The organism is Leptolyngbya sp. GB1-A1, assembly GCF_039962475.1.
In the GTDB taxonomy this organism is placed as follows: Bacteria; Cyanobacteriota; Cyanobacteriia; order Elainellales; family Elainellaceae; genus Leptolyngbya_A.
On sequence record NZ_JAMPLI010000004.1, the window covers coordinates 120250 to 145825 of the forward strand.

Below are 25576 nucleotides of genomic sequence, written 5' to 3' on the forward strand. Positions count from 1 at the left end.
TGCCCTCCATCCCCTCATCTCCTATGATCTCTATCCTCTACAGCGACAAATTTCTCGATCACGACACAGGCTCCTTTCATCCCGAAAACGCCGGACGCCTAAAGGCGATTGTCTCTGCCCTCAAACAGGCTCCCTGGCACGATCAGCTTGATTGGCGCACCCCTACTGCGATCGACTCGCATCCCGCCGATCACCTTGAAGGAGAAACTGCTTCGCATCGACTAACAAAGGCACTGCACGCAATCCATCCCCCTCAGTATGTGGAAGCTGTCCGGCAACTTGCCCACTCCGGCGGCGGCAGGCTCGATCAGGACACGGTTGTTTCGCCGCACAGCTACGAGGTAGCCCTACTTGCCATTAATGCCTGGTTGGATGGGGTCGATCGCGTTTTGCAAACGGGTAGCCCTACTTTTGTGATTGCGCGTCCACCCGGTCATCATGCGCTGGCAAAGCGTGGCATGGGATTCTGTTTGTTTGCAAATGCGGCAATTGCAGCACACTACGCCCTGACTCAGCCAGGAATCGATCGTGTCGGCATTCTCGATTGGGATGTCCATCATGGAAATGGCACACAGGCACTCGTCGAAACGAATCCCCAAATCGCCTTTTGCTCACTTCACGAGTCGCCCCAATATCCGGGTACTGGCAATTCTGACGAACGCGGACAACATAACAACGTGCTGAACTTTCCCATGCAGGCAGGTAGTACCCTAGCAGACTACCAGCCTATCTTCGAGCAGCAGATTGTTCCCTTTTTCCAGGCATTCCAACCCGACCTGCTGATCGTCAGTGCCGGATACGATGCTAACCAAGCTGACCCCCTCGCCAACCTGTCCCTGAAGCCTTCGGACTACGGCATTTTCACCCGCTACTGTCAGCAGATCTGCGATCGGCTTTTGTTTGGTTTGGAAGGCGGCTATGACTACAGTGCCCTATCGCAGTCAGTCGTGGCGACGATCGGGGAGTTGGTTTAGGGGAAGTAGAGAATGGGTGAGTGGGTGTGGAATGGAGGAGTTTAAAGTAAGTTCTGGGGAAGAAGCGAGTGTTGGACTTGTGAATCTGTGAAGTTTGGAAGCTTACTGAGTCGCTTTCAACCAACAGGGCTAAAAGATATCGAATCAGTGCAGCAAATATCTCAGCCAATATCTCAGCCAATATCAATGATTCCTCCTCAACCCTTTCCTTCCCCTTTCATTCCTCTACCTCCCCACCTCCCCACCTTCCCACTCCCCCACCTTCCCACTCCCCCACCCGTCCCCCAAAGCCGTACACTAAAGGATGCTCTTTTTGTGTTCATAACCTGGGATTAAAACGTGCGTAAGGTCATCATTGCGGGTAACTGGAAGATGTATAAAACCCAGGCGGAGTCCCTGGAGTTTTTGAAGGCATTTTTAGATACGATCGCCGAGACACCGGACGATCGCGAGATTGTGCTGTGTGTGCCGTTTACTGATCTGAGCGTGATGTCCAAAAGCCTGCATGGTACGCGAGTTCAGTTGGGGGCGCAGAACGTTCACTGGGAAGTTGCAGGGGCATTTACAGGCGAAATTGCTGCCCCGATGCTGCTAGAACTGGGTGTGCGATACGTGATTATCGGTCATAGTGAACGCAGACAGTATTTTGGCGAAACGGATGAGACAGTAAATCTGCGGCTCAAGGCGGCACAGCAGCACGGTTTGATTCCAATTCTTTGCGTGGGCGAAACCAAACAGCAGCGGGATGCGGGCGAAACGGAAGCGGTGATTTCTGGGCAGCTTGAGAAAGATCTCGAGGGTATTGACCGAGAGCAACTGGTCATTGCCTATGAGCCGATTTGGGCGATCGGGACAGGCGCTACCTGTGAGTCGATCGAAGCCGATCGCATTATTAGTTTGATTCGGAAGCAGGTACAAAATTCTGACCTGTCAATTCTATACGGCGGTTCGGTTAAGCCCGGAAATATCGATGAAATTATGGCACAACCAGAAATCGATGGAGCATTAGTCGGGGGAGCTAGCCTGTCTTCAGCAGATTTTTCTCGACTGGTGAACTATCAAGAATAAACACACAGAAATAAACACAACTCACGTTTACGGATTTAAATCCTTTATTCGAGCCTCTATTTTAGGGGCTGTTTTTATTTGAATACTTTTAAATTCTTGCGCGAGTTGGCGCAGTTCTTGCTCATCCATGCAGGTTCGTACGGCAGCGAAAATTTCGTTTTCTTCCTCTTCGATATGTCCCATGATTAATTCTTTGAGTTCATCTAATCTTGCTTGAAAGGTTGGGTCGACGGGTGAAAGTTGTCTCATTTGCTCAAGCAAAACCATCGTGGTGCTGTGTTCTTCTTCTACGGTTTCTAAATAAACAGCAGTCTGCTCATATTCCCGCATTGATGGGTAGAAAACGAGCGTTTCACCGTAATGGTGCAGAAATAGAATACGATAAAGTTCTCTAAATCTTCGTTCTGCTTCGACTGCATGATTTGCCGCTTCCAGTGCATCAATTCGCTGCTCGATTGATCGATGCTCTGCCGCAAGCATCACCAGAATGTCTTGCTGAACTGAGGACTTAGTCGAGAATTTGGCCATACTGATTTTATCGATCGTTATTCCGAAACAGAGCGATAAGCGGTACAAATTAAACCTGTATCGCCTGAAGGACTTGCTTGAGAAAAATTAATTAGCTGACTGGCTTCTGAAATCGAACTTTTCGATTTGAAATATGAAGCAAAATAAGCAAGTAATTTTGCCTTATAAGCTAACGATCCCGGTTAAAAAATAGCCTCTAACTAAAAGTTGATCTCAATCCCGAGTTGGGGAGAACTTTGTAGGTTATCCTCCCCGCAGCGATTCGGATTGTACGACTGCTCAATCAATTCGATCGTCTGATGCGTAGATTATGATGAACCTAGGTAAAGATGCGCTTCCGCAATTCGCTCATCCCCATTGCTCATTAAATTCGGTTTAATTTCTTGATCTAACTTGGAGAGTTCAGGCAGTATGGTGCTTTTTGGATTTGGCAAAAAACAGAACCTTCCCTCCCCTGAGGAAGCCCTACCGGGACGCAGCACCCCAATTCCTGTTCCCGATCGCCACTTTGTCAACGGCAACCCTTTACAGCCTCCTTTTCCCGCAGGCATGGAAATTGCGCTGTTTGGTCTGGGCTGCTTCTGGGGTGCGGAGCGGAAATTCTGGCAGCAGCCTGGTGTGTTTTCGACTGCAGTGGGTTATGCCGCAGGCGCGACGCCAAACCCGACCTATCACGAAGTCTGCACTGGCATGACCGGGCACAATGAAGTAGTGCAGGTCGTTTACAATCCGGCAGAAGTCAGCTACGAAACCCTACTTAAGATCTTTTGGGAAAGCCACGACCCAACGCAGGGAATGCGTCAGGGCAATGATAGGGGCACTCAGTATCGCTCTGGCATCTACGCTTGCTCGCCGGAGCAGCGACAGCTAGCTGAGGCTTCGCGAGATGCTTATCAAAAGGCACTGCGCGAGTCCGGGTATGGCGAGATTACGACTGAGATCCTAGATGCGCCGCCTTTCTATTACGCTGAAGACTATCATCAGCAATATCTCGCTAAAAATCCAGGCGGCTATTGCGGTTTAGGCGGTACCAAGGTTTGTTTCCCACCGCAAGTTGAAGCTGGAAACTAAAACGATCGCAGGTGACGAGATCGCCTGAATCAGCATTCATTCAATAAGCATTAAAAAGGGGTAACCTGCACCTTTCCGCAGAATACCCCTTCTTTTGTCTCAAGTTTGAGTCTCAAATCCGCTCATTGCCTACTCTTGCGAAGTCGGGGGCGCACCTTCAGGCGGACGACGTTTGATCGGTTTGGTCACTTCAGAGCGTGGCTGAGGGGAAGGGGTCGGACGATCGCCGCTCTTAAATTGCGGTCTAGGTGCGCCGCCTTCTCGACTACCCGCATTCCACTTGCGCGGAGGACCACTCGGACGACGACCACCGCCGGGACCGCTAGGACCGCCTGAACCACCAGGACCACCAGGACGACGGAAGCGACCCTGCGGCTTTCTGCTGCCGTCCTTGCGCTTCTGAGGCGGAACCAGCCCAATCATCGTGCCCTGCTGCACAATCAGGTCGTTTTCCTGTCGCTGCACCTGCAAATCCCAGAAATAGCCAATCGCTTTTCCTTCCAGCGTTCCTTTCAAGGCAACTTTAAAGGCTTTGTCCTGAGTATCGCCCGGACGAGACATCCGCCGGATTTTAACCATCAGCCGCTCTTCTTCTGGAGCCTGGTAGATAATTTCGCCGCGAATCGAGAAGAATTTATCGTCTAGCTCCGAAGCAGGAACCATTTCGAGCAGTGAGTCTGAACCAGAGCTGCTAGAGCTTGTTTCTTCGGCAGTTTCCTCGGTGCTTTCCTCGGTTCCTTCTGCGCTCTCTTCTTCTCCCGCTTCCATCTCTAATCGATTCAGCTTTTCAGGCTCCCACACGCCGACAATTTGAACGTGCAGATCGTTCATTTTTTCGCGGGTGCGCGGATACACCACCCACAGGTGAGGCTGCTCCAGGTCAAGGTGCTTTTTAACCAGGCTCATCACGCGCCCTAGCAAAACCGCATCGATCGCCACGCCATCATCGGTCTGGATCAATCCACGGGTAAACTGTTCTTCTGACGGAACATAGGTGCCGCGCACTAAGCCGATCGCCCGATACTGCATCGGCTCGCTAGCGGGGGGAATCGGCTGAAGACGGTTAGACAGCAAATTGTCCAATGAAACATCGGCGGTACTCTCAGCTTCAGCCTCAGAACTTTCAGAAGCCGTTAACTCAGCTTCAGGCTGATCTGCCTTGGGCTGCTCTTTCAATTCAGAGGTAGCAGGCGCAGAGGAAGGCTGGGGAGTCGAGAGGGCTACTTCTCGCGCAACCGGACGCTTTGGCGGCGTGGGGGGGCGAAGCGGTTCTTCTTGAGGGGCGATCGGTTGAGAAGGCTGATCCATAGCGGGTTCTACAATAGGGTCGGCTGAAGGAGGTTCGGACGGTGAATGGGTATCCACCGATGACTCGGATGCTGAGGTAGACTTGGGCGACTGAGGATTTTTATTCTGGGCGGGACTCATGAGACCTCCTTGACAGCGGCAGGTAATCCGCTTACCGTTATGCACTACAGCAAATTTCTAGTCCTGAAGACCAGATTTCAATGCGGAATTAAACACTAGGTTAACACTCAGGTTTGATCTCCTTCGTGAAATGACTGAGACATTATTCTGAATCATTTCCTGTGGTAATTCGCCCTTTTCCTCTATACAGCTTCCTCTAGCTTAGATCAGGCTGTTCGGCGGCAAATTACCCCAAAGGAAGGTGACAGTTAGTGATCAGTTAATTGGGACTATGTTAGTAATGACAGTCGAGTTTGGGAATAGCGTGTGGCTGAAAAGAAAAATCGTCGCTGGTTAGCTCTGGTCGTTGTTTCGCTTGCAACGCTTGCTTTTGTTGCTGTACCGATCGTGGCTTCAGTATCGGGCGTGCTGAATCTGCAAAAACAAACGGCTTCCGCGCCTTCTCCCTCTCCGTCTGCCAGTCCAGGCTCAAGCGAAGAATTGATAGCCCAGGCACGAGGTTATGAAGCAGTGCTTCAGCGGGAACCCGACAATCAGACCGCTCTGCGCGGATTAGTCGATGTCAAGATCAAGCAGGGCGACATTCAGGGCATTATTGCGCCGCTCGAAAAATTGGCAGCGTTAAACCCTGATCAGCCCGACTATACCGTTCTATTAGCGCAGGCAAAACAGCGCACGGGCGATCGAGAAGGCGCAGCCCAGGCATACCGCAACATTCTGGCAACCCGTCCCGGCGATCTCAATGCCTTGAAAGGCTTGACCGATCTGCTACTTCAGCAGAACCGACCCGAAGCAGCGATCGGACTGTTAGAAGACACGCTGAAGACGGCAGACGAAGCAAACCAGGCAAAACCAGGCACGGTCGATACAGCTTCGGTGCAGCTTTTGTTGGGTGAAGTCTATGCAATTCAGGGACGATACGACGAGGCAGTTGCCATCTACGATCGAATTATTGCCAGCAATGCTCAGGATTTTCGCCCAGTGCTGGGTAAAGCGATCATTCTCAAAACCCAGGGCAAAACCGAGGAAGCTAAACCTCTGTTCACCTCAGCAGCCACTCTGGCTCCGGCTGAATTTAAAGATCAGATCAATCAGCTAGCGGCGGCTCCCAGCCCGACTGCCTCTCCTCAAGCTAGCCCCCCCGGAACTGCTCCTGCTAGCCCTGCCCCTGAAGCCAGTCCCACTCCCGCAGCATCACCTTCTCCCGCTCAATAAACCAGGAAACAAACTCCAAAAAACTGCAAGACAAGAAGGGGCTTTTGCCCCTTTTTTGATCGATTCTCTTGTAGCCTTTAATGTGGTTTAACGCGGTTCACTAGTGGGATTGAAGCAGAAAAACCTGAGGCTTATGCTCAAACCATGGATATCTTCAGGATTTCAGGCTAACGATTCTGACTGTCCCTTATTGCAGATTAAGGATAGCTGTCGCGATTGAGAAATAGTGCAGCGGCATAGGAATAATGCGGAGGCATGATACAAAAGAAGCCTACTCTGCAATCGAGAATAGGCTTCTGCTATTTCTAAATTATGCTAGAAACATCCCAGAGCATTCGCTCATAAAGCGTAGGATGGTTTAGCCAAGTGTAACCAATGCAGTTTCAAGAACTAATTCTTGCTGAACGGTTTGATTAGCAAACCCTAAGCTTTGAGAAATTCTAGCGGATGTACTCCTTTAGAACGCTGTTGCGGTTCGGGTGACGCAGCTTTCGCAGAGCCTTGGCTTCGATCTGGCGAATCCGCTCACGGGTAACGTTGAAGATCTGTCCAATTTCTTCCAGCGTCTTCATCCGTCCATCGTCTAAACCGTAGCGCAGCCGCAACACATCCCGCTCCCTTGCACTAAGAGTTCCCAGCACGTTTTCCAGGTCTTCCCGCAGCAGATTCTTGGAAACCTGATCCTCCGGGGTTTCACCATCGGATTCAATGAAGTCACCCAGGCGCGAATCCTCTTCTTTGCCGATCGGCGTTTCCAGAGAAATCGGAAGCTGAGCTGATTTGGCAATAAACCGCAGCTTCTCGATCGTCATCTCCATACGGGTCGCGATTTCTTCCTCGGTCGGCTTCCGCCCCATTTCCTGAGACAGTAGCTTGGTCGTCTTCTTGATCCGCGAGATGGTTTCGTAAAGGTGAACGGGCAGACGGATCGTGCGAGACTGATCTGCAATGGCGCGAGTGATCGCCTGCCGAATCCACCAGGTGGCGTAGGTTGAGAACTTGTAGCCTTTCTCGTGGTCAAACTTCTCAGCAGCGCGAATCAGACCCAGACTGCCCTCTTGAATCAAGTCCTGGAACGACAGACCCCGGTTCATGTATTTCTTGGCGATCGACACCACCAGTCGCAGGTTAGACTGCACCATTTTCTCTTTGGCGCGTCGTCCTTCATGCAGCCGTCTACGGAACTTAGGAAGAGGTTGATTAACCTCATTCGCCCATGCTTCCGGGTTGCGTTCTAGCTCTTGCGGAGTCCGATCGAGCTTTTCACACAGACGATCGCGAATGCGTTCTAGCTCCAGTAGGTCAGCGATTTTGCGTGCCAGTTCGATCTCTTCGTCTGCCCGCAGTAGCCGGATGCGACCGATTTCTTGCAGGTAAAGCCGAATTGAGTCTTCTGTATACAGTTTTTTCTTGGCTTGCGCCCGACGACGGGTTGCGCCCTTTGGGGTTTTGCCGTCTTCCTCCTCATCAGGCTGAGTGTCGAACAAGTCCTCTTCGTCGTCTCGATCCTCTCCTTCAATCAAGAGTTCGTCCAGGTCACTCTCGGCGGGGTCAATGGTTTCGAGTACGTCGTTAGCCTGGGTCATGCCGCGCTCCTCATGCTCCTTAGTGTCAATAACGTTGAAGGTCAATTAAGACCAGGAAATAGTACGACTGATTCTGAATCACTGATCAGCTGCTAGCGAATCTGTCCGGATATAGCCTACCCATTGGATTCAATATTCGCAGCAAACTCGCTTTCTCCGCTAACCGCCCACAGTTTCAGGTAGAAGCACTGCGAGTAGAAGCACCAAAACAAGTCTGCACTCCTCAACTTTAGCCAAGACTTCTCCGATTGTAACTTTTCTCACAAAAATTGCATCCTTTTTAATCTCATTCGTTGTGGGAATGTGATAAGGGCATTAGAAAAGCGCAATCAATAATAAAGCCTCTCGACGAGTAGAGTTTTCTTAACTTGCGTTAGCAGGGCAGTGCCTTGTTGGCATCCTAGCTGTAATCCTAAATTACTTACGGTGAATTGTGTACAAGCTCAGCCAACTTGCTGAACTCAGCGAGACTTTGTAATGAATTAGCATAACCGAACAATTGCGGAGTTGGGGGATTAGTAATCGGAGATCTCAATGGTTTAGGGGAAGTAAAGCTAGATTCAGTAAGCATTGTAAGATTTGTCGCAAAATGTGAAATAGACAAAGCTTCAGTTTAGACAGATTTTTCTTTCATAATTTCTGTGTTGAATTGTTTCTTGAAAGATTACTCTCTAGGCTTCAATTTTCGTTTCTATAAATCGCAGCACATGCCAAAAAAGCAAAAGTTTCCTTATCTGGTCGGTTCTAAGTGGACAGCGCAGCAAAAAACCTGGGGCTGGCGGCATTTTCAAGTTCTGAATCGAAAAAATGAAGGGCGTTGGGTTTTTGCAGAAATGGTGGCTGCTTGTGATCCAGCAGTTCGCTTTTGGCTGAATGCCCAGCAGCTTAAAGACCGCTCTCTTTGGCAGGCGGGGTGGCAATCGTTGCAGGAACAGGGCGATGGATCTTCGTCTTTACAGGAATTTTAAATAGCAAATCTTTTAGGGTATTTATCGCGAAAAGATTGAGGATAGTAAACAAGCTAGTCACACTAGAGTTGGCTCGCTAAAATGCAGAACAGGCAAGAAGTTATTTTTTCCCAAGAATTAAGATTGCCCTAAGTGCAGGGGTTAATCGCTGAGTTCAGAGCTGCATCAAACCGTTTTTCGCTGTCATTCGCTATGAGGATCTGTCCTGTGACTTCCCTACAACGGAATGCCCCAGTTCGTTGGCTTTTGTGTCACCTGCTGAAACTACGTCCCAATTCCTGGATAAAAACGCTGCTGATATCAGCTTGTCTTCTGGCTGGTATGGGGCAGGTTGGACGTGCCCAAACTGCTCCGCTCAACCCCTTGCTAGATGTGGGTGTAGTGCAGCGGTTTGGCTCAAATGCAACGGATGAAATCACATTAAAGCCCCTGTCGGGCGATCGACTGACGCTCAAGCTTAAAGATGGACAGCAAGATCGAGTACTAGCTACAAGCGGCGAAGTCAAGGTTAATGTCGTGATGCAGCCGCTCCCACAGCCCGAAGTCGTTGAACGCATTGTGCTCAGTACTCACCGCAGCTTTGAAAGTGCGGAGGATAGTGCAAATCGCTGGAAGTCTGAAGGGATTGCGGTCGAAATTGGTCAGCCGAGGCAGTGGCAGGTCTGGGCAGATCGAGAGACCTATCGAACACCGCTTTTGAGACGACTCCTGCTGCAAAACCTGCAAGCCCAGGGAGCAAGAACAGCCTTTATTGATACGCAGGTAAAGCCACAAATTCCAAAGGCGGCTCTGACGGTGGACGGCTACCGCTATCAGCAAGACCAGGTCGAGATTGACACAGCAAACGATCGCATTCAGGTCACGTTTAATCGCAGCGATCACGGAACGCGCCTCTATGCCGGGACACTGCGGCTTCAGACCAATGCTTACGGCACCTATACCCTGGTCAATCAAGTTCCGATCGAAACCTACTTGCGCGGAGTGGTACCCCATGAAATTGGGGTTGGTGCACCACAAACCACGATCGAAGCGCAAGCAATCCTGGCACGAACCTACGCTTTACGAAATCTGCGCCGTTTTGCGATCGATAACTATCAGCTTTGTGCTGATACCCAGTGTCAGGTTTACTGGGGATTGTCAGGAGCGGTTCCAGAAACCGATCGCGCCATTGCTGCCACACGTGGCTTGGTTTTGACCTACAACAATGAACTGGTGGATGCACTCTATTCCTCGACTACAGGTGGCGTGACGGCTCCGTTTAGCGATGTTTGGGCAGGCAGCAATCGCCCTTATTTACGAGCGGTGGTAGATTCAGTGCAAAATATCTGGAATCTGTCTCAGCGCAGTCTGGCAGACGAAAGCAACTTCAGAGCCTTTATTGCTCAAAGACGCGGCTTCAACGAAGAAGGCTGGGATATGTTTCGCTGGCGTGTCGAAAGTCCAATCGGCGAAATCACAAATGATTTGCGGCAGGTGCTCGCGACGAAAAAGCATCCCTTCGTCAACTTTACTCAGATCCGAGAGCTGAGCGTTGTAGAACGATCGCCTGCCGGACGGGTACAGAAAATGGCAGTTACCACGGATTTGGGCGTTATTGAACTCGAAAAAGACGAAATCATTCGTGCGCTGTCTGCTCCTAACAGCACCCTGTTTTACCTTGATCCAATCTATGAAACGGCTGAGGGACAAAAAATTTCCCAACCCGTTCAGAAGCCTGCCACAAAGACTGCAAATCAAAAAACAGCCCAAACTAAACAGGCTGCCTCTCCTCCGGGAGTTTTGAAGGGCTATGTCTTTGTGGGCGGTGGATTAGGGCATGGCGTGGGAATGAGTCAGACCGGAGCCTATCGTCTCGGTGATCTGGGATGGGCGCATGAGCAGATTCTCAGCTTCTATTACCCGGAAACGCAATTGCAGCCTCTCACTCCGGCGATCGTGCTATGGCGAGATCCGTCCACCTTAACCCCGTCCCAAGAGACTGCGCAGTAGTGCAGCTTAAACTCGCAGTTACTCATCAAATGAACAGCAGATGAATAGCAAAACAGGGGCGCATCTGCGCTCCTGTCTGTAGATTAAACTGAGCCTGACAAATGCCTTGCACTCGGCAAATAATCTGAAAATCTGCTTGAATTCTGACGAACCAAGACTTAGTACAGTTCTTCTTCCTGGTGAGTCATGATTGTGCAGTCAGAGGTGGGGTAAGCCACACAGGTCAGGACGAAACCCGCTTCGATCTGATCGTCATCCAAGAAGGATTGGTCAGACTGATCAACAGTGCCTGCGGTAATCTTGCCAGCACAAGTGGAGCAAGCACCCGCACGGCAGGAGTAGGGCAGGTCTATACCTTGCTCTTCCGCAGCATCCAGAATGTACTGATCATCGGGAACTTCGATGGTGGTGTTTAGCCCTTCAGTCTCGTTGATCAACGTGACTTTGTAACTTGGCATGTCGTAATCCTCTCAATGTTCAAACGGCAGAAACAATGTAGCCAAAATAGCCTACCTAAAGCATTGCACCGAAAGCTCGAACAGCGACGCATCTTATTCTAAGCGTTGCTTCAGGCAAACTCTATTTCTGATACTACGGGAAAACCATATCGCTGTAACCTGAGAATAACTGTTGGGCTGAATGGGATTCGTAATGAAAATACCGTTACCAATCCTGAATTACTTATATATGTGTCACGTACCAGAAGATATGGGATGATCACAAGCCCGATCGCCTGCCAATGCTGAAATAGACAGATAACGAAAACAATATATAGAAGAACATTAAAGATTAGATTCAGTAATGTTTTGAGTGAGGGTGTAACTCACAGTTGACCGGGAATTATTTGAGTTAAAGTTAGCGTTTCGTCTCCTTAGAGATTCAGCACAAATTTAGCAAGCGTTTAACCACTAATCGAGAAGTTTCAGCGAATGGTCAATCTTAATGCCGCAATGCAAGATAAAATCCCAAATCTGCAATTGCTGAATTAGGTGAAGATGCTCACAAATGCGCCGATCGCATCTGGGGATTGGTTTGCTGCCAAAAGCCAATTTGCTGCCGTCGTGCCTGCTGCTCTGCCTGAGGTACTGGCTCTGGGTACTCGGACAGCGATCGAAATAGGGCGGATAAATGACCGTCATTCCTTCTTTTACAAGCTGTAAATTAACCGACTGGCTCCCCTAGTAAACTTCAGCCACCGTTTTGCCGTAGCGATCAATATCAACCACGCGAAGCTGAACTTTCTCACCCGACGGCAAAATGTCCTTTAGCCGTTGAGTCGCAGCGTCTCCTCCGGTTTGATCCTGCTCTGGGGCATCTACATAAGCCAGGCGAATCGTTGCTGTTTGGCTTCCTGTCCGAACGCGTAGCGTATCTCCATAGACTCGCCTCCCACTACAGAGTCGCAGCGACTTGACATGGCACAGAGCCCTCTACTTGGAACAGGTTTCCTGAAACAATTTACCTGGGGTAGCGCGTCAAATCAGCAATGTAACAAAAGGTCGTCAGATCCGAAGGGTTTCCTTTTGTTCTCGTTGGGGATGGCGCTGTCTGTGATCCCCGTTCTGCGGGACGATCGCTTGGCAAAATCTTCATATCCCAAAAATTTTTATTTAGAAGAGGTAGAAGTTTGTCACGCTGATGTAATATTTCTTTACAGTTAGGGTATGCTATTCGGGTAGGTAGAAATTACTGTTTGCTTCCTACAAATCTCGAACTGCTACGAACCTCGACTGACTTAGCAACAGCCCGGTCTGTTAAGCGCAATTCCTGGGAGCGGTGTAAGGTCACAGCCTTTTAGTCCCTTGATCCCTACGATTGACGGGTTAACTGGTTCAGCCAATCGCGCTTTGCTCGCACCTTTGTTAACCCCAAAGTTAACCCTGAAGTACGAGAGTGCCCAAGCATCTAGCTTCCCGCTTCATGTTCTGTTAGATGCCTGACTTCGCAGACTGAGCGAAGGTTGCTCGACTAAGCCAGCCACTCAGCAGATCGTCTGCACACTATCGACTGCACTTCATCGAATACTGAATTTGGGTAAGCTCTCATGCCGAGTATGCAACTTCCCTGGTTAACTCTCCTGATTGTGTTTCCGCTCTTTGCGGCACTGCCAATTCCCTTTATTCCAGACAAATACGGCAAAACAATTCGCTCTTACACACTGGGCGCGAGTCTGGTTGAGTTTTCGCTAATTGTCTACGCTTTCTGGAAGCACTACGACTTGAGCAGTCCGGGCTTTCAGCTTGCCGAGCAGTATTCCTGGGTTCCTCAGCTTGGGTTAAATTGGGCAGTCGCTGTCGATGGGCTCTCAATGCCGCTCGTGGTTTTGACAGGACTGGTGACAACACTAGCGATTTTCGCTGCTTGGAAGGTCGATCGTAAGCCCCGCCTGTTCTACTTCCTGATGCTGGTGATGTACAGCGCCCAGATTGGCGTCTTTGCGGCTCAAGATTTGCTCCTCTTCTTTGTTATGTGGGAGTTGGAACTCGTTCCGGTCTATCTACTGATCTCAATCTGGGGTGGGCAAAGACGGCTCTATGCCTCGACGAAATTCATTCTGTACACGGCGACTGGCTCAGTTTTCATTCTGATCGCTGCGCTGGCAATGGCATTTTATGGTGATACTGTCACGTTTAATTTGCAAGAGTTGGGGCTGAAGGATTACTCGCTCGGATTTGAGCTGGTGATGTACGCCGCACTGCTGGTCGCTTTTGGCGTGAAGCTGCCGATTTTTCCGTTCCACACCTGGCTGCCTGATGCTCACAGTGAAGCTCCTGCTCCAGTCTCCATGATTCTGGCGGGGGTGCTGCTAAAGATGGCAGGCTATGCGCTGATTCGCTTTAACATTGAAATTCTTGCCAACGCTCACGTTTATTTTGCTCCGGTACTTGCCGTTCTTGGTGTGGTGAGCATTATTTATGCGTCGCTGACCGCGTTTGCTCAAACGAATTTGAAGCGGCGGTTAGCCTATTCTTCGATCGCCCACATGGGGTTTGTGCTGCTAGGCATTGCTTCCTTTAACGAGTTAGGGATGAGCGGCGCGATGCTGCAAATGGTCTCCCACGGTCTGATTGCGGCGGCTCTATTCTTCCTGGCAGGCGTGACTTATGAGCGGACGCATACGCTGGACATGCAAGAAATGGGCGGCATGGCAAAAACAATGCCCCGAACCTTTGCCCTTTTTACCGCAGGCGCAATGGCTTCTCTTGCCTTACCAGGGATGAGCGGGTTTGTGGGGGAAATTGCTGTGTTTCTGGGATTCGCCACTAGCGATGCCTACACTGCTCCATTTAAGGTGGTGATTGTGACGCTGGCTGCGATCGGGGTCATTCTCTCGCCAATTTATCTGCTATCAATGCTGCGAACTGTTTTTTATGGTGCAGAAAATCAAGACCTGATGGCTGAAATTACGGTCTCTGATGCAAAGCCACGAGAAGCATTCATCGCGCTCTGCCTGATCATTCCAATTATTGCGATCGGGGTTTATCCCAAGCTGGTAACTCAGACCTATGATGCGAAGACCACGCAGGTTGCTGCTGAAGCGCGTCAAGGTTTGCCTCTGATTGCAGAACATCCCATTCGAGTGAACGTTCCTTTCATTGCCCCAACTGTCTTTGGTACAGAAGCAAAAGATTTGACCCAGGCAGTGCGAGTGCTCGACTAGGAATTCTTGATAAATTCAATGATTTGCGCTTAATGAGGTAAGAGGGTGGACAGGAGTTCACCCTTTTTCTTTATCAATAGACTTCTTGCACGAATCAGGAAGCGAGAGCCAGCTCAAAGTTGAGGATGCCTGCGAGCAAATGCACCCTGCGCGTGAAGTGCCGTCGCCGATTGCGATAGCGCCCCGATAAGATGCGGAAACGCTTCAGCCGACGAATGCTGTGCTCCACCTTGACCCGCAGCCGGGCTAAAGCACGATTGGCTTGTTGGTCCGCATCACTCAAGCGTTGTTTCCGGGGCTTCTTCTGCGGCGTAATACTGTTAGCGTGAAGTTTAGCAATGCCTTGATAGCCCTTGTCTGCTAAACACAGCATCCCCTCACCCAAGTGCACGCCACTGTGCTTAAACAAGCGCAAGTCATGGGTACGACCTTTGCCCGTGGCAACGGCGAGAAACTGCCCCTGAGCTAGGTCAATCACCACTTGGGCTTTCAGCGTGTGCCGTTTGTGCTTGCCGCTCTAGTAGGCACGCTGTTTTTTTGGGGACGCTCAATTGCCACCTCTGTGACATCTACCACAACCGCCTCCCACTCCGTCTCGGCTTGGCGCAGTTGCCGTTTGCCCGGCAGACGAAATTGTCCCGACTTCACCAACAACGCTTCTACTTTGTCAATCGTGCGGCACACAGTCGCTTCCGACACCCCGAACTCTAACCCAATGTCAAACTGGGTGCGGTAGTGTCGCCAGTAATACAACGTCATCAGCAACTGGTCTTCCACGCTAAGGCGATTTTGTCCGCCGCGCTTCCCCTGTCGGTTTAAGTCGGGGCTGAGGACAATAACCATCGCTTGGAACGTTTCTCGCTTCACTCCACATGCCCGGCGAAAGGCAACTGGGTTGAGGGTTTGGATTTGCGGGTAGAGCATGAGTCATTTCAGTAGGGCTGATCTACTTTCAGCTCTTCTCTTCGATTCGTGCAAGAAGTCTAATCTATTCTGTCAATTTATTTAGATTGCAGGGCATTGCTGAATGGAAATAGGATTTTCGGATAGGGAGTTCTGCGCTAGGGGGGTGTAAACTACCCTTACCGAATTCATCCGTTGGATCAGCAGCCCGATTGCAACGCGAAGCGAATTATACCCGTCTTGAGATTAAGGCTCAGAGTTCAGGGTTATTACCAAGTACAGGTATTAAAATCTGATGAACTTCATCTTATTTCAGTAATTCTATGGCTGCCAAAGTCGATTAAGATAAGCAACAGTACATAAAGCTGTTAAGGTTTATCGCATCCATCTATGGGTAGAAAATCAAAGTCACTCAAGCCCCACCGACTCTACTTCTATGTATTCTGCTGTAGCGTCATGGGCGTTGTGCTGGGTGCAACTGCGAGTCAAGCAGAAATCAATGAGTGTATGACCAGTAGTGCAGTCGATAATTCCTGTCTAACCAAAAGCCCAGTTGTTAAAAAGCTGGAAGGCATGGGCATGGGTTTTTTTGCAGGAGCTGGTGCGGCGATCGGGTCTACCTGGAAGTTTTGGCTCAAGGAAGAATAATTGCCGACCCGCTGCTAATCCGGGATTGAAACAGGTGCGGCTGTAATTCCTTTTGCTTCTAACATCGCTGCTGCTCTTAAGATCAGAGCCTCTTGATAGGGAGCAGCAATTATTTGCACTCCGACGGGAAGCTGATCAGGGCGGTGAATGGGAACCGAGAGAATCGGTAGCCCAATAAAGGAAAGCGGCTGTGTGTAGAGTCCCAGATTTGGACGAACTAGCATTTCAACCCCGTCTAAAACCATTTTCTCTTGACCAATCAGGGGTGCAGCGCAGGGCGTAGTCGGCGCAAGAATTAAATCGACCTCTTGAAAAATTTCCCTTACCTGATCGCGATACCAGCGGCGAAATCGCTGTGCCTGGAGATACCAGGTGTTTGGAATCATTGCTCCTGCTAAAAATCGATCGCGTGTTGCCGGATCAAAGTCCTGCGGGCAAGTTTTCAGGCGGGGTAAATGCAGGTTGCTTCCCTCAGAAGCCGTAATCACGTAAGCGGCAGCTCTGGCTCGCTGTGCTTCAGGAATTGCGACTTGCTGAGTTGCCGAAAGAGCCTCAGCCACCTGAGCCACAGCAGCAAAGACTTCGGGTTCACCACCCTGAGCGAAATAGCCGTCTGCGATAGCAATGCGTAAGCCGTCAATGCCGCGATCGAGCTGAGGCAGACAAGCCTGGGGAGGACGCAGCGTACAAACAGGATCGGTGGGGTCTGCGCCCTGCATTAGGTCAAATGCCGCTGCAATATCTCGAACCGATCGCCCAAAGGGTCCAATATGGTCAAAGCTGCTGGCAAACAGAAAAACGCCTGCGCGGGACAGTCTACCGTAGGTCGGCTTTAGCCCGTAGATGCCGCAAAATGCCGCAGGAACGCGAATTGAGCCATTGGTATCGGAACCGAGCGTGAGCGGAACCAGTCCGGCAGCAACCGCAGCCGCAGATCCCCCAGAGGAGCCTCCAGCAACCCGGCGCAGATCATGGGGGTTGTGCGTTGCACCATAATGACTATTTTCCGTTACAAAGCCATAGGCATATTCATCCATATTGAGTGTGCCCAACAGGATTGCCCCTGCCCGTCGTAATGCCGCTACTGCATTGGCATCCTGGCTTGCCACAGGACGATTTCGATTAATTTTTGAGCCTGCCAGGGTCGGCAGCCCGGCGACATCAAACAGATTTTTGACGGCAAAAGGGACACCCGCCAGCACTCCAGGGTCTCCCCCGTTGGCAATTGCCCGATCGATCGCGTCGGCATCGGCTAATGCTTGATCTGTCAGGACTTGTGTAAAACTGTTGAGCTTGCTGTCCTGCGCGGCAATCTGGGCGAGGGCTGCTTCTGTTACTGTCCGGGCTGAAACAGTTTCCGATCGCACGGCATCAGCGATCGTCAGCGCATCGGCTTGCTGAAACTCAAACGTCATGGTTCAGGAGTAAAAATAGGGGCAACTTCGATTTCGTTGGGAATCGGAAATTCCATCACGGACTGAGCAATTTGCTGAGTGCGCGCCAAGTTTGCGATGACCCCTGGACGATATTCTGGAGCGATCGGTAGGTCGATTAGTTGAGACATCAAGCTGACAAGGGTATCCAGATCAAGAGAATTTGCGGTTGGATCGGTCATAAGCAGTGAGCGATAAAGGAAAATTGCGGCTAATTGTTCTTTGCTGGCTGAGCCTAACCTTGCAGGCAACGGTACAGCAGAATGAGGAGAAAATCAGTTTTGAACTGCTGAATTTCAATCGAGCTAGCATGAGAGGAAAATAGCCTGAAACTAAAAGCAGGTCAAGGGTCAACAGAAACAGCAGTTCTGGAATGAACGCTAACGCCTATTAGCAGCGAACATTGCAAGGCGCGCTCTATTCTCAGAATGTTCTGACTATCATTCATCGATGAATTGCACTTCAGCTACCGGGCACTCATCGTGCAATCGATCGCAGCATTCTTCCAGGACAAATGATTAAATTTCTCGCAGCCTCAATTCACTGGTCTACGATGTTGTTCCCTGTCCACCTTTCTATCGCATCCGCTCCCGTCATGATGTCACAACAACCAAAGATTTCACCCCAAGCAGCCCTTGAGCGATTGTTTACTGCTCCTGAGATTGAGCGGCAATGGTTTGCAGATTCTTTTTTAAGTCAGGTTCCAGTTTCACCAGAGCAAATCATCCGCGATTTGCAGAACCAGCTAGGAACATTTCAGAGCCTACAGTCCGAAGGAGAAGGCTACCGAGTCGTGTTTGAGCGGGGAAGCTTGGCGGCACTGATTCGGCTGGACGAAACAGAAAAAATTAGCAGCCTTTGGTTTCATGACATTCACTCGAATGCGATCGCCCTACCTGATGCGATCGAACAGTTCCAAGCCCTACCCGGTCAGGTAAGCCTGCTGGTTGTTGAAACAACGGAAACCCCGACAGGGAGTGGGGTTGAATTAGCCTCCCTTAATGCAGACCAGCCGATGGCAGTAGGTTCTACTTTTAAGCTTGCGATTCTGGCTGCATTACATCAGGAAATTCAGGTAGGGCGTTACTCCTGGGCAGATGTTGTCGCACTTGAGCCTCAAGACAAAAGCTTACCGAGCGGCATTTTACAGAACTGGTTTGATGGCGCACTGCTGACCGTTCAAACCCTGGCAACACTGATGATTTCTCAAAGCGACAATACGGCAACCGATCTGCTAATTCGCTGGGTGGGTCGAGAGAAAGTGGAGGAATTTGCGCCGCGCAATCGTCCATTTCTGACCACCCGTGAAGCGTTTGTTCTCAAAGCTGCTCCAAATGCGTCGCTGCTAACGCGCTATCGAGCTGGCAACGAAATTGAGCGACGGCAGCTGTTGTCGGAACTCGTACAAGTATCCCTCCCTGAGGTCACCAGTCTCAGCGATCGTCCGACTGCACTTGATGTCGAATGGTTTTTTACCGCCCGTGAACTGTGCAGCTTGATAGGTCAGGTATCCGATCTGCCACTAACGAGGGTCAATCCAGGTATCAGTCCTGCTGGATGGTCGCAGGTGGCGTATAAAGGTGGCTCGGAACCAGGAGTGTTAAATCTGACGCATGAATTAGTCTCTCAGACGGGCAAACGCTACTGTGTGTCTGCAACCTGGAATGATGCGGATGCTCCTCTCGATGAGAATCATTTCTTCACGCTTTACAGCAGCATGGTATCTGGACTGCAAGATGCTGGACTGCAAGATGCGAACCGTTGAGCCGATCGTTAAGCGGGAGGAGATATGACCAAAAGGGCTAGTGGAATTTTGCAAATGATTCCCGTAGCATTCCAAAGCGAATATCAGACAGCTATGCGATCTACTGATTAGGCTGGCGTTCGACGATCGCTTCCATCGTACTGTCTAGCTGATGCCCCGCCATAATGCTGCTGGAAAGGCAATAGCGATCGGGAGTGAGCTGATGCAGCGTCTCAAATCCGGTGCGTCTTCGCTTGTCGCCTAATGCCCAATAGCGTTGCACGATCGATTCGGGGGCAACCCAGCCTTCGCCTTCGACTCGTCCCAGCAAACTGTGCTGAAGCACAAACGTGTACTGTCGATCGCCTGTGTTGAGCCGTCCGCGATACTGAAAAGAAATCTCGTCCCGATCGCCCCCAGGAAACATGAGCTTTGTGACCATTGTGAACCAGTCATCTCGGCTCCAGGCAACCAGAATTTTTCCCTTGACGGTGACAGGCATTGCATTGCGATCGATCCAGTTGCCCTGCAATATCCAGCGTCCTGATTCCAGCAAAAACGTGTGAGTCACAAGATTTGTTCCTATCATCCTGCCCCGCAGCTGCCGATCGAGTTGCAGACAGCAATCTATGTTAATAACGCGCTGGGGCGAATGCCATGTGGATTTCCCCTAAGGGAACGGCTTGCCGCGCTCCTGTCACTTCCGGGAGATTACCGGGAATGCTCTGGGTACGCCAGTAAGCAAGTACCGCGAATGCGCTTGCCTCTTTATAATCAGCATCCAGGTTAAGCTGATCTGTTGTACTAATCAAGAGTGACTCCAGATTAGCCTGTAATCTCCGTTTCAAGTAGGAATTACGACTGCCGCCGCCGCAGAGAACAACCTCATCAGGTAGGCACGGCAGAAACCGATGATAACTGTCAGCGATCGACACAGCAGTGAGTTCGGTCAATGTTGCTAAAATGTCTGCCTGAGAGAGCGAGTAGGCAGCAGCATCGTTCAAGCATTGCTGGAGATAATCAACCCCAAAAAGCTCACGTCCGGTTGATTTTGGAGGCGGCATCTGGAAAAAATCCTGCTTCAGCCATTCAGTTACAAGTGCATGACAGGGTTTGCCCTGAGCTGCCCAAGCACCATCCACGTCGTAGTGTTGTTGACCGTTGGAAAACTGCTGCACAGCGAGATCAATCAAAACATTGCCTGGTCCGGTATCCCAGCCGTAAGTTGTTTGAGCTAGCGCATGCTTAGAGGCAGCCGCAGGCAAATAGGCTACGTTTCCAATGCCACCAATATTTTGAATACAGCGATCGCGAGTTGAGTGGCGCAGCAAAACGGTATCGATCGCCGGAACGAGTGGCGCGCCCTGCCCCCCAGCGGCAATATCAGCAGCCCGGAAATTACTAACGGTCGTAACGCCTGTTAGCCATGCAATCAATGCGCCTCGTCCAAGCTGAAGACTGTAGCCCAAATTCTGGATGGCTGAGGGGTGGGGTAAAGCCGGATCGAGCGCAGGCGGGCGATGGAAAACGGTTTGTCCGTGGGAGCCAATCAGTTCGGCTGGTGGCAAGCCGTGCTGAATCTCAATTGCAGCCTGGGCAAACTGCGTGGCGATCGCATCGTCAAGATCAGCTAGATCTGTCATCGCAAGCGGTTCCCCTGCACAAACTGCAAGGATTTTCTGGCGCAGGGCTTTAGGATAAGGATAAGTTTTCCCGGCTAATAATTCGAGCTGCAAGCTGAGCGGTGTTCCAGAAACTTCGACAAGAGCGGCATCAATTCCATCGACCGATGTACCGCTGATCAAGCCAATCACTCTCATGCAACTTTAGAGCGCAGCGAAAACAGTTGTCTGCGAATGGCTTTTATCTTACGAGGTTTTTTGCAAGTTATTCCGTAGTGCTGCCCAGGTGAGAGAATTTACAATTCCATCTGCAGGAAGATTATGCTTTAACTGAAAATCAATAACCGCTTTTTGAGTGACAGAACTAAATCGTCCATCAACTTCAACATCTAGATAGCGATGCCTTCTAAGAAGCCATTGAAGCTGCATGACTGCAAGGGGCTTACGAATCCCTTTATACAGTTCAGAATCGTCTGTGACAGAGTAAACCAGCATTTCCCGGAGTGCCTTCCAGGTTTCCAGATTAACAATGCCGCTTGCCTCCAGGTCGTACTCTTGCTGAAACCGAATCACAGCCTCGTTGGTCGATTCATCAAAGAACTCATCGAGCGCGACTAAACTAAATCCGTGCAGGCGCAAAAGCCTTTGTAGCTTTCCAATCTGAGAACCTCGATCACCTTTTGCCAATCGCATATCTGTTGCTTTCACAGCGATAAATTCCCCTTACTGCTTGTATCATTCCCAAATCTAAATAGACGTTTTCAAGCTACTCTATTTCATTTCTTAATCTGCTGCAAAACTAATTTTATTTAGCTAAAAAAGCTTTAATTTCTTCAGATTGAAGCCTTTAGTTTTAACAGGAGTAAATAGTCTATTAGTTAGCTAAGGAAGAAAATGAAGCAGAAAAACTCCTGACTTTGCCAGTTATGTTGGGTTAAATGAGTAACCAATGACCTGCCAAAGCCAGGGGTAGTCGGTGTCGTTCGCTCAGTTATGAGTTAACCCCATAATAGGGAGTTTATTAGTAGAACTCTTCATAGGATTAGCCTAATTTTATCAGTGAGATGGAAGTGTAAATTGTTACAAGCAAGAAAGCTTTTTCATTCAATTCGCGCTTAAAAGCGGTTGACAGATTGACCACTGTATCTTACAAGATGACGAAAAAGCAGAAATAGGTATCCCGTCATCAAGCTGGCTAGCATCCTCTCATTGCTGCTTTACTTTCTTTTCATGATTTAATTCAGCAGAACAACGATTGGGATCACCAGTAAGCGGAGGAACTGGAAATAGCAAAGCAAAATGAGCAGAGATAACCCAGCTTCGCGGAACTTTACTTTCAAAAAGAATCAGGTGCAGCAAACCGATCGGCCGAATACCCTCTAAAATGGATCGGATTTTAATGATGACCCTGGCACAATTGCTATGCCCCGCCGTAACGATCTCCGTAAGATTCTGCTAATTGGTTCTGGTCCGATTGTGATTGGTCAAGCCTCTGAGTTTGACTATTCAGGAACACAAGCCTGTAAAGCCTTGCGCGAAGAGGGCTATGAGGTGGTGCTGGTCAACTCTAACCCAGCCACGATCATGACCGACCCGGAAACTGCCGATCGCACCTATATTGAGCCGCTTACGCCAGAAATTCTGGAAAAAATTATTGAGCAGGAGCGACCGGACGCAATTCTACCCACGATGGGCGGTCAAACCGCTTTAAACCTGGCAGTATCGTTAGCTAAAAACGGAACCCTTGATCGCTACAAAGTCGAACTAATCGGGGCAAAGCTTCCGGCGATCGAAATGGCGGAGGATCGCAAGCTATTTAAAGAAGCAATGGAGCGGATTGGGGTCGAGGTGTGTCCTTCAGGTCTGGCAAATACACTGCCAGAAGCCCGTGCAATCGGGCAGCAAATTGGTTCCTATCCCTTAATTATTCGTCCGGCGTTTACTCTGGGCGGCACGGGCGGGGGGATCGCCTACAACCAGGAGGAATTTGAAGAGATTGCTCAGTCGGGAATTGATGCGAGTCCGGTTTCGCAGATTTTGATCGAAAAATCGCTGCTGGGCTGGAAGGAATATGAGCTAGAGGTCATGCGCGATCTGGCAGATAACGTAGTGATTATCTGTTCGATCGAAAACCTTGACCCCATGGGAGTTCACACGGGGGATTCGATTACCGTTGCGCCTGCACAAACCTTAACGGATAAGGAATATCAGCGTTTGCGGGATGCCTCGATTAAGATTATTCGCGAAATTGGCGTGGAAACAGGTGGCTCCAACATTCAGTTTGCCGTTAATCCTGAAGACGGAGCTGTGGTGGTGATCGAAATGAATCCGCGGGTGTCTCGTAGTTCTGCCCTGGCTTCTAAAGCAACCGGATTTCCGATCGCTAAAATGGCAGCCAAACTTGCCGTTGGCTATACGCTTGATGAAATTCCCAACGACATTACCAAGAAAACTCCTGCCAGCTTTGAACCCACGATCGATTACGTGGTAACGAAAATTCCCCGTTTCGCCTTTGAAAAATTCCCCGGTTCTCAGGCAGTTCTGACGACGCAGATGAAATCTGTGGGCGAAGCAATGGCGATCGGTCGCACCTTCCATGAGTCGTTTCAAAAGGCACTGCGATCGCTAGAAACCGGACGGGCAGGCTGGGGCTGCGATAAAGCCGAAAAACTGCCGAGCCTAGAGCAAATTCGCGCCGGACTTCGTACCCCGAACCCAGAACGCATTTTCACCGTGCGCCACGCGATGCTGATGGGCATGACCGTCGAGGAAATTTATGAGCTAACGGCGATCGATCCCTGGTTTCTCGACAAAATGCAGCAATTGCTCGACACTGAGAAATTCCTGAAGAAAACGCCGCTTGATAAATTGGCCCGTGAACAGCTTTACGCCGTGAAGCAGCAGGGCTTTAGCGATCGACAAATCGCTTACGCAACTAAGACAACCGAAGATGAAGTTCGCTCCTACCGCAAATCTTTGGGCGTGATCCCGGTTTACAAAACGGTTGATACCTGCGCGGCAGAATTTGAGGCATTTACGCCCTACTACTATTCCACCTACGAGTCAGAAGTTCTGTTGCTGGGTGAAGAACAGGAAATTGATAAGACGGTTGAATCAGAAGTCTTGCCGTCGCAAAAGCGTAAGGTAATGATTCTGGGTGGCGGACCGAACCGCATCGGTCAGGGCATTGAGTTTGATTACTGCTGCTGTCATGCTTCCTTTGCGCTGCAGGCAGACGGATTTGAGACGATTATGGTGAACTCTAACCCAGAAACAGTCTCAACCGACTATGACACGAGCGATCGGCTTTACTTTGAGCCATTGACTAAAGAAGATGTGCTCAACGTCATCGAAGCCGAGCAGCCCGAAGGCATCATTATTCAATTTGGAGGACAAACGCCGCTCAAGCTGGCAGTGCCCCTGAAGCAATCCCTGCAAACCCTCAACACCAAAATCTGGGGAACTTCGCCCGATTCGATCGACATTGCCGAGGACCGTGAGAAGTTTGAAAAGATTTTGCGCGAGCTGGAGATTAAGCAGCCCCCCAACGGCCTTGCCCGCAGCTATGAAGAAGCAGTGCAGGTGGCTCAGCGCGTTGACTACCCGGTGGTCGTGCGTCCGAGCTACGTGCTAGGCGGTCGGGCAATGGAAATTGTTTACTCCAACGAAGAACTCGATCGCTACATGACCTATGCAGTGCAGATTGAGCCAGATCACCCCATCCTGATCGACAAGTTCCTGGAAAATGCGATCGAAGTGGATGTGGATGCAATCGCTGACCACACCGGGCGGGTCGTGATTGGTGGTGTAATGGAACACATTGAGCAGGCAGGCATTCACTCTGGTGACTCGGCTTGCTCAATTCCAACCATTTCGCTGTCTGAGGCAGTGCTGGAAACGATTCATACCTGGACGGTGCAGCTTGCAAAAGCCCTGAACGTCGTTGGACTAATGAACATTCAGTTTGCAGTTCAGGGGGAACAGGTTTATATTCTGGAGGCAAATCCGCGGGCGTCTCGCACCGTTCCGTTTGTCTCGAAGGCGATCGGCGTACCCCTGGCAAAAATGGCTTCCCGAGTTATGGCGGGGATGACGCTTGAATCGTTGGGCTTTACCGAAGAGATCATTCCCAAACACATTGCGGTAAAAGAAGCCGTTCTTCCGTTCTCGAAGTTTCCCGGCACAGACATTATTCTGGGGCCAGAAATGCGATCGACCGGAGAAGTGATGGGCATTGATACAAACTTCGGCACTGCTTTTGCTAAAGCAGAATTAGCCGCCTCCCAAGAGCTTCCGCTTAGTGGAACGGTGTTTGTCTCTATGAACGATCGCGAAAAGCTAGCTGCGGTTCCGGTCGTCAAAGATCTGATTGAACTGGGCTTCAAGATTATTGCAACGGCAGGAACGCGCAAAGTTCTGCAAGAACACGGGCTGGATGTTGATCTGGTGCTTAAACTGCACGAGGGCCGTCCTCATGTGCTGGACTCGATTAAAAACCAGCAGGTGCAGCTCATTATCAACACTCCGATTGGCGAAACTGCTCAGCAGGACGATCGCGTGATTCGCCGCACTGCGCTTTCGTATAAAATTCCGATTGTCACCACGATCGCGGGAGCAACGGCAACAGCAGCCGCAATTCGATCGCTTCAGTCAGAAACCTTGCATGTAAGAGCATTGCAGGACTATATGAAGCAGGACTATATGAAGCAGGACTGTATAAAACAGTAGAAGGGGGAAC

20 protein-coding genes and 1 pseudogene are annotated in these 25576 nt (G+C 50.2%); 11 read left to right on the plus strand and 10 right to left on the minus strand.

What is annotated here, in order from left to right:
* Positions 1-23: 23 nt before the first annotated feature.
* Entirely contained in the window at positions 24-974 is a 951-nt protein-coding gene (locus NDI45_RS06130) for a histone deacetylase (protein ID WP_190789800.1), read from the plus strand.
* Positions 975-1313: 339 nt separating this feature from the next.
* Positions 1314-2042 carry a triose-phosphate isomerase gene (gene tpiA / locus NDI45_RS06135; protein WP_190789799.1) on the plus strand — a complete coding sequence of 243 codons (729 nt, stop codon included), beginning with the start codon at positions 1314-1316 and terminating at the stop codon, positions 2040-2042.
* A gap of 27 nt (positions 2043-2069) precedes the next feature.
* Here the strand turns inward: tpiA and NDI45_RS06140 are convergent, their stop codons facing one another.
* A complete protein-coding gene (locus NDI45_RS06140) occupies positions 2070-2522 on the minus strand; it encodes a hemerythrin domain-containing protein (RefSeq protein ID WP_190789798.1) in 453 nt (150 codons plus the stop codon).
* Between the two features lie 459 nt (positions 2523-2981).
* Here NDI45_RS06140 and msrA point away from each other — a divergent pair, with 459 nt between their 5' ends.
* Positions 2982-3641, plus strand: a complete 660-nt coding sequence (gene msrA / locus NDI45_RS06145; protein WP_190789797.1) for a peptide-methionine (S)-S-oxide reductase MsrA — start codon at positions 2982-2984, stop codon at positions 3639-3641.
* Between the two features lie 129 nt (positions 3642-3770).
* Here msrA and NDI45_RS06150 read toward each other — a convergent pair whose 3' ends face one another.
* Positions 3771-5069 carry a hypothetical protein gene (locus NDI45_RS06150; RefSeq protein WP_190789796.1) on the minus strand — a complete coding sequence of 433 codons (1299 nt, stop codon included), beginning with the start codon at positions 5067-5069 and terminating at the stop codon, positions 3771-3773.
* Between the two features lie 306 nt (positions 5070-5375).
* Here NDI45_RS06150 and NDI45_RS06155 point away from each other — a divergent pair, with 306 nt between their 5' ends.
* Positions 5376-6284 (plus strand): tetratricopeptide repeat protein, encoded by a 909-nt coding sequence (locus NDI45_RS06155; protein WP_190789795.1) that lies wholly within the window; start codon positions 5376-5378, stop codon positions 6282-6284.
* A gap of 440 nt (positions 6285-6724) precedes the next feature.
* Here the strand turns inward: NDI45_RS06155 and rpoD are convergent, their stop codons facing one another.
* Positions 6725-7870, minus strand: coding sequence for an RNA polymerase sigma factor RpoD (rpoD, locus tag NDI45_RS06160; RefSeq protein WP_190789794.1), 1146 nt, complete (start codon positions 7868-7870; stop codon positions 6725-6727).
* Between the two features lie 707 nt (positions 7871-8577).
* Here rpoD and NDI45_RS06165 point away from each other — a divergent pair.
* Both NDI45_RS06165 and NDI45_RS06170 read left to right on the plus strand, forming a co-directional pair.
* Positions 8578-8838 carry a TIGR02450 family Trp-rich protein gene (locus NDI45_RS06165; protein WP_190789793.1) on the plus strand — a complete coding sequence of 87 codons (261 nt, stop codon included), beginning with the start codon at positions 8578-8580 and terminating at the stop codon, positions 8836-8838.
* A 207-nt stretch (positions 8839-9045) separates the two neighbouring features.
* The gene (locus NDI45_RS06170) at positions 9046-10827 is read left to right on the plus strand and encodes a SpoIID/LytB domain-containing protein (protein ID WP_348246769.1); all 1782 of its coding nucleotides are present in this window, start codon (positions 9046-9048) and stop codon (positions 10825-10827) included.
* 158 nt (positions 10828-10985) lie between these two features.
* Here the strand turns inward: NDI45_RS06170 and NDI45_RS06175 are convergent, their stop codons facing one another.
* On the minus strand, positions 10986-11285 hold the full coding sequence (locus tag NDI45_RS06175; RefSeq protein WP_190789792.1) for a ferredoxin: 300 nt from the start codon (positions 11283-11285) through the stop codon (positions 10986-10988).
* A 531-nt stretch (positions 11286-11816) separates the two neighbouring features.
* Here NDI45_RS06175 and NDI45_RS06180 point away from each other — a divergent pair.
* Together NDI45_RS06180 and NDI45_RS06185 are read left to right on the plus strand one after the other, a co-directional pair.
* Positions 11817-11987 (plus strand): hypothetical protein, encoded by a 171-nt coding sequence (locus NDI45_RS06180; RefSeq protein WP_190789791.1) that lies wholly within the window; start codon positions 11817-11819, stop codon positions 11985-11987.
* 884 nt (positions 11988-12871) lie between these two features.
* Positions 12872-14488: an NAD(P)H-quinone oxidoreductase subunit 4 gene (locus NDI45_RS06185; protein WP_190789831.1), complete on the plus strand. Its 1617-nt coding sequence runs from the start codon at positions 12872-12874 to the stop codon at positions 14486-14488.
* A 94-nt stretch (positions 14489-14582) separates the two neighbouring features.
* Here the strand turns inward: NDI45_RS06185 and NDI45_RS06190 are convergent.
* Positions 14583-15412, minus strand: a pseudogene (locus tag NDI45_RS06190) (IS5 family transposase).
* A 369-nt stretch (positions 15413-15781) separates the two neighbouring features.
* Here NDI45_RS06190 and NDI45_RS06195 point away from each other — a divergent pair.
* A complete protein-coding gene (locus NDI45_RS06195) occupies positions 15782-16039 on the plus strand; it encodes a hypothetical protein (RefSeq protein ID WP_190789832.1) in 258 nt (85 codons plus the stop codon).
* 14 nt (positions 16040-16053) lie between these two features.
* On the opposite strand, the gene NDI45_RS06200 is transcribed toward NDI45_RS06195, so the two are convergent.
* Together NDI45_RS06200 and NDI45_RS06205 are read right to left on the minus strand one after the other, a co-directional pair.
* Positions 16054-17454, minus strand: coding sequence for an AtzE family amidohydrolase (locus NDI45_RS06200; RefSeq protein ID WP_348246770.1), 1401 nt, complete (start codon positions 17452-17454; stop codon positions 16054-16056).
* The gene (locus tag NDI45_RS06205) at positions 17451-17654 is read right to left on the minus strand and encodes a DUF4089 domain-containing protein (protein WP_348246771.1); all 204 of its coding nucleotides are present in this window, start codon (positions 17652-17654) and stop codon (positions 17451-17453) included. Before NDI45_RS06205 ends, NDI45_RS06200 begins: the two co-directional genes overlap by 4 nt.
* Positions 17655-18070: 416 nt before the next feature.
* Between NDI45_RS06205 and NDI45_RS06210 the strand changes: the two genes are divergently transcribed.
* Entirely contained in the window at positions 18071-19237 is a 1167-nt protein-coding gene (locus NDI45_RS06210; protein WP_348246772.1) for a serine hydrolase, read from the plus strand.
* Between the two features lie 100 nt (positions 19238-19337).
* On the opposite strand, the gene NDI45_RS06215 is transcribed toward NDI45_RS06210, so the two are convergent.
* The 3 genes from NDI45_RS06215 to NDI45_RS06225 all read right to left on the minus strand — a co-directional run bounded on the left by NDI45_RS06215 (position 19338) and on the right by NDI45_RS06225 (position 21546).
* Positions 19338-19787: a hypothetical protein gene (locus NDI45_RS06215; RefSeq protein WP_190789836.1), complete on the minus strand. Its 450-nt coding sequence runs from the start codon at positions 19785-19787 to the stop codon at positions 19338-19340.
* Between the two features lie 61 nt (positions 19788-19848).
* Positions 19849-21036, minus strand: a complete 1188-nt coding sequence (locus NDI45_RS06220; RefSeq protein WP_190789837.1) for an anhydro-N-acetylmuramic acid kinase — start codon at positions 21034-21036, stop codon at positions 19849-19851.
* Positions 21037-21084: 48 nt separating this feature from the next.
* The gene (locus tag NDI45_RS06225; RefSeq protein WP_190789838.1) at positions 21085-21546 is read right to left on the minus strand and encodes a peptidoglycan-binding protein; all 462 of its coding nucleotides are present in this window, start codon (positions 21544-21546) and stop codon (positions 21085-21087) included.
* Between the two features lie 714 nt (positions 21547-22260).
* Between NDI45_RS06225 and carB the strand changes: the two genes are divergently transcribed.
* A complete protein-coding gene (gene carB / locus NDI45_RS06230; protein ID WP_190791214.1) occupies positions 22261-25566 on the plus strand; it encodes a carbamoyl-phosphate synthase large subunit in 3306 nt (1101 codons plus the stop codon).
* Positions 25567-25576: the final 10 nt, after the last annotated feature.

Coding starts and splice junctions, on each gene's coding strand:
- NDI45_RS06130 (WP_190789800.1), top strand. CDS start 24: ATGATCTCTATCCTCTACAGCGACAAATTTCTCGATCACGACACAGGC.
- NDI45_RS06140 (WP_190789798.1), bottom strand. CDS start 2,522: ATGCTTGCGGCAGAGCATCGATCAATCGAGCAGCGAATTGATGCACTG.
- msrA (WP_190789797.1), top strand. CDS start 2,982: ATGGTGCTTTTTGGATTTGGCAAAAAACAGAACCTTCCCTCCCCTGAG.
- NDI45_RS06150 (WP_190789796.1), bottom strand. CDS start 5,069: ATGAGTCCCGCCCAGAATAAAAATCCTCAGTCGCCCAAGTCTACCTCA.
- rpoD (WP_190789794.1), bottom strand. CDS start 7,870: ATGACCCAGGCTAACGACGTACTCGAAACCATTGACCCCGCCGAGAGT.
- NDI45_RS06165 (WP_190789793.1), top strand. CDS start 8,578: ATGCCAAAAAAGCAAAAGTTTCCTTATCTGGTCGGTTCTAAGTGGACA.
- NDI45_RS06175 (WP_190789792.1), bottom strand. CDS start 11,285: ATGCCAAGTTACAAAGTCACGTTGATCAACGAGACTGAAGGGCTAAAC.
- NDI45_RS06185 (WP_190789831.1), top strand. CDS start 12,872: ATGCCGAGTATGCAACTTCCCTGGTTAACTCTCCTGATTGTGTTTCCG.
- NDI45_RS06195 (WP_190789832.1), top strand. CDS start 15,782: ATGGGTAGAAAATCAAAGTCACTCAAGCCCCACCGACTCTACTTCTAT.
- NDI45_RS06200 (WP_348246770.1), bottom strand. CDS start 17,454: ATGACGTTTGAGTTTCAGCAAGCCGATGCGCTGACGATCGCTGATGCC.
- NDI45_RS06205 (WP_348246771.1), bottom strand. CDS start 17,654: ATGACCGATCCAACCGCAAATTCTCTTGATCTGGATACCCTTGTCAGC.
- NDI45_RS06210 (WP_348246772.1), top strand. CDS start 18,071: ATGTCACAACAACCAAAGATTTCACCCCAAGCAGCCCTTGAGCGATTG.
- NDI45_RS06220 (WP_190789837.1), bottom strand. CDS start 21,036: ATGAGAGTGATTGGCTTGATCAGCGGTACATCGGTCGATGGAATTGAT.
- carB (WP_190791214.1), top strand. CDS start 22,261: ATGCCCCGCCGTAACGATCTCCGTAAGATTCTGCTAATTGGTTCTGGT.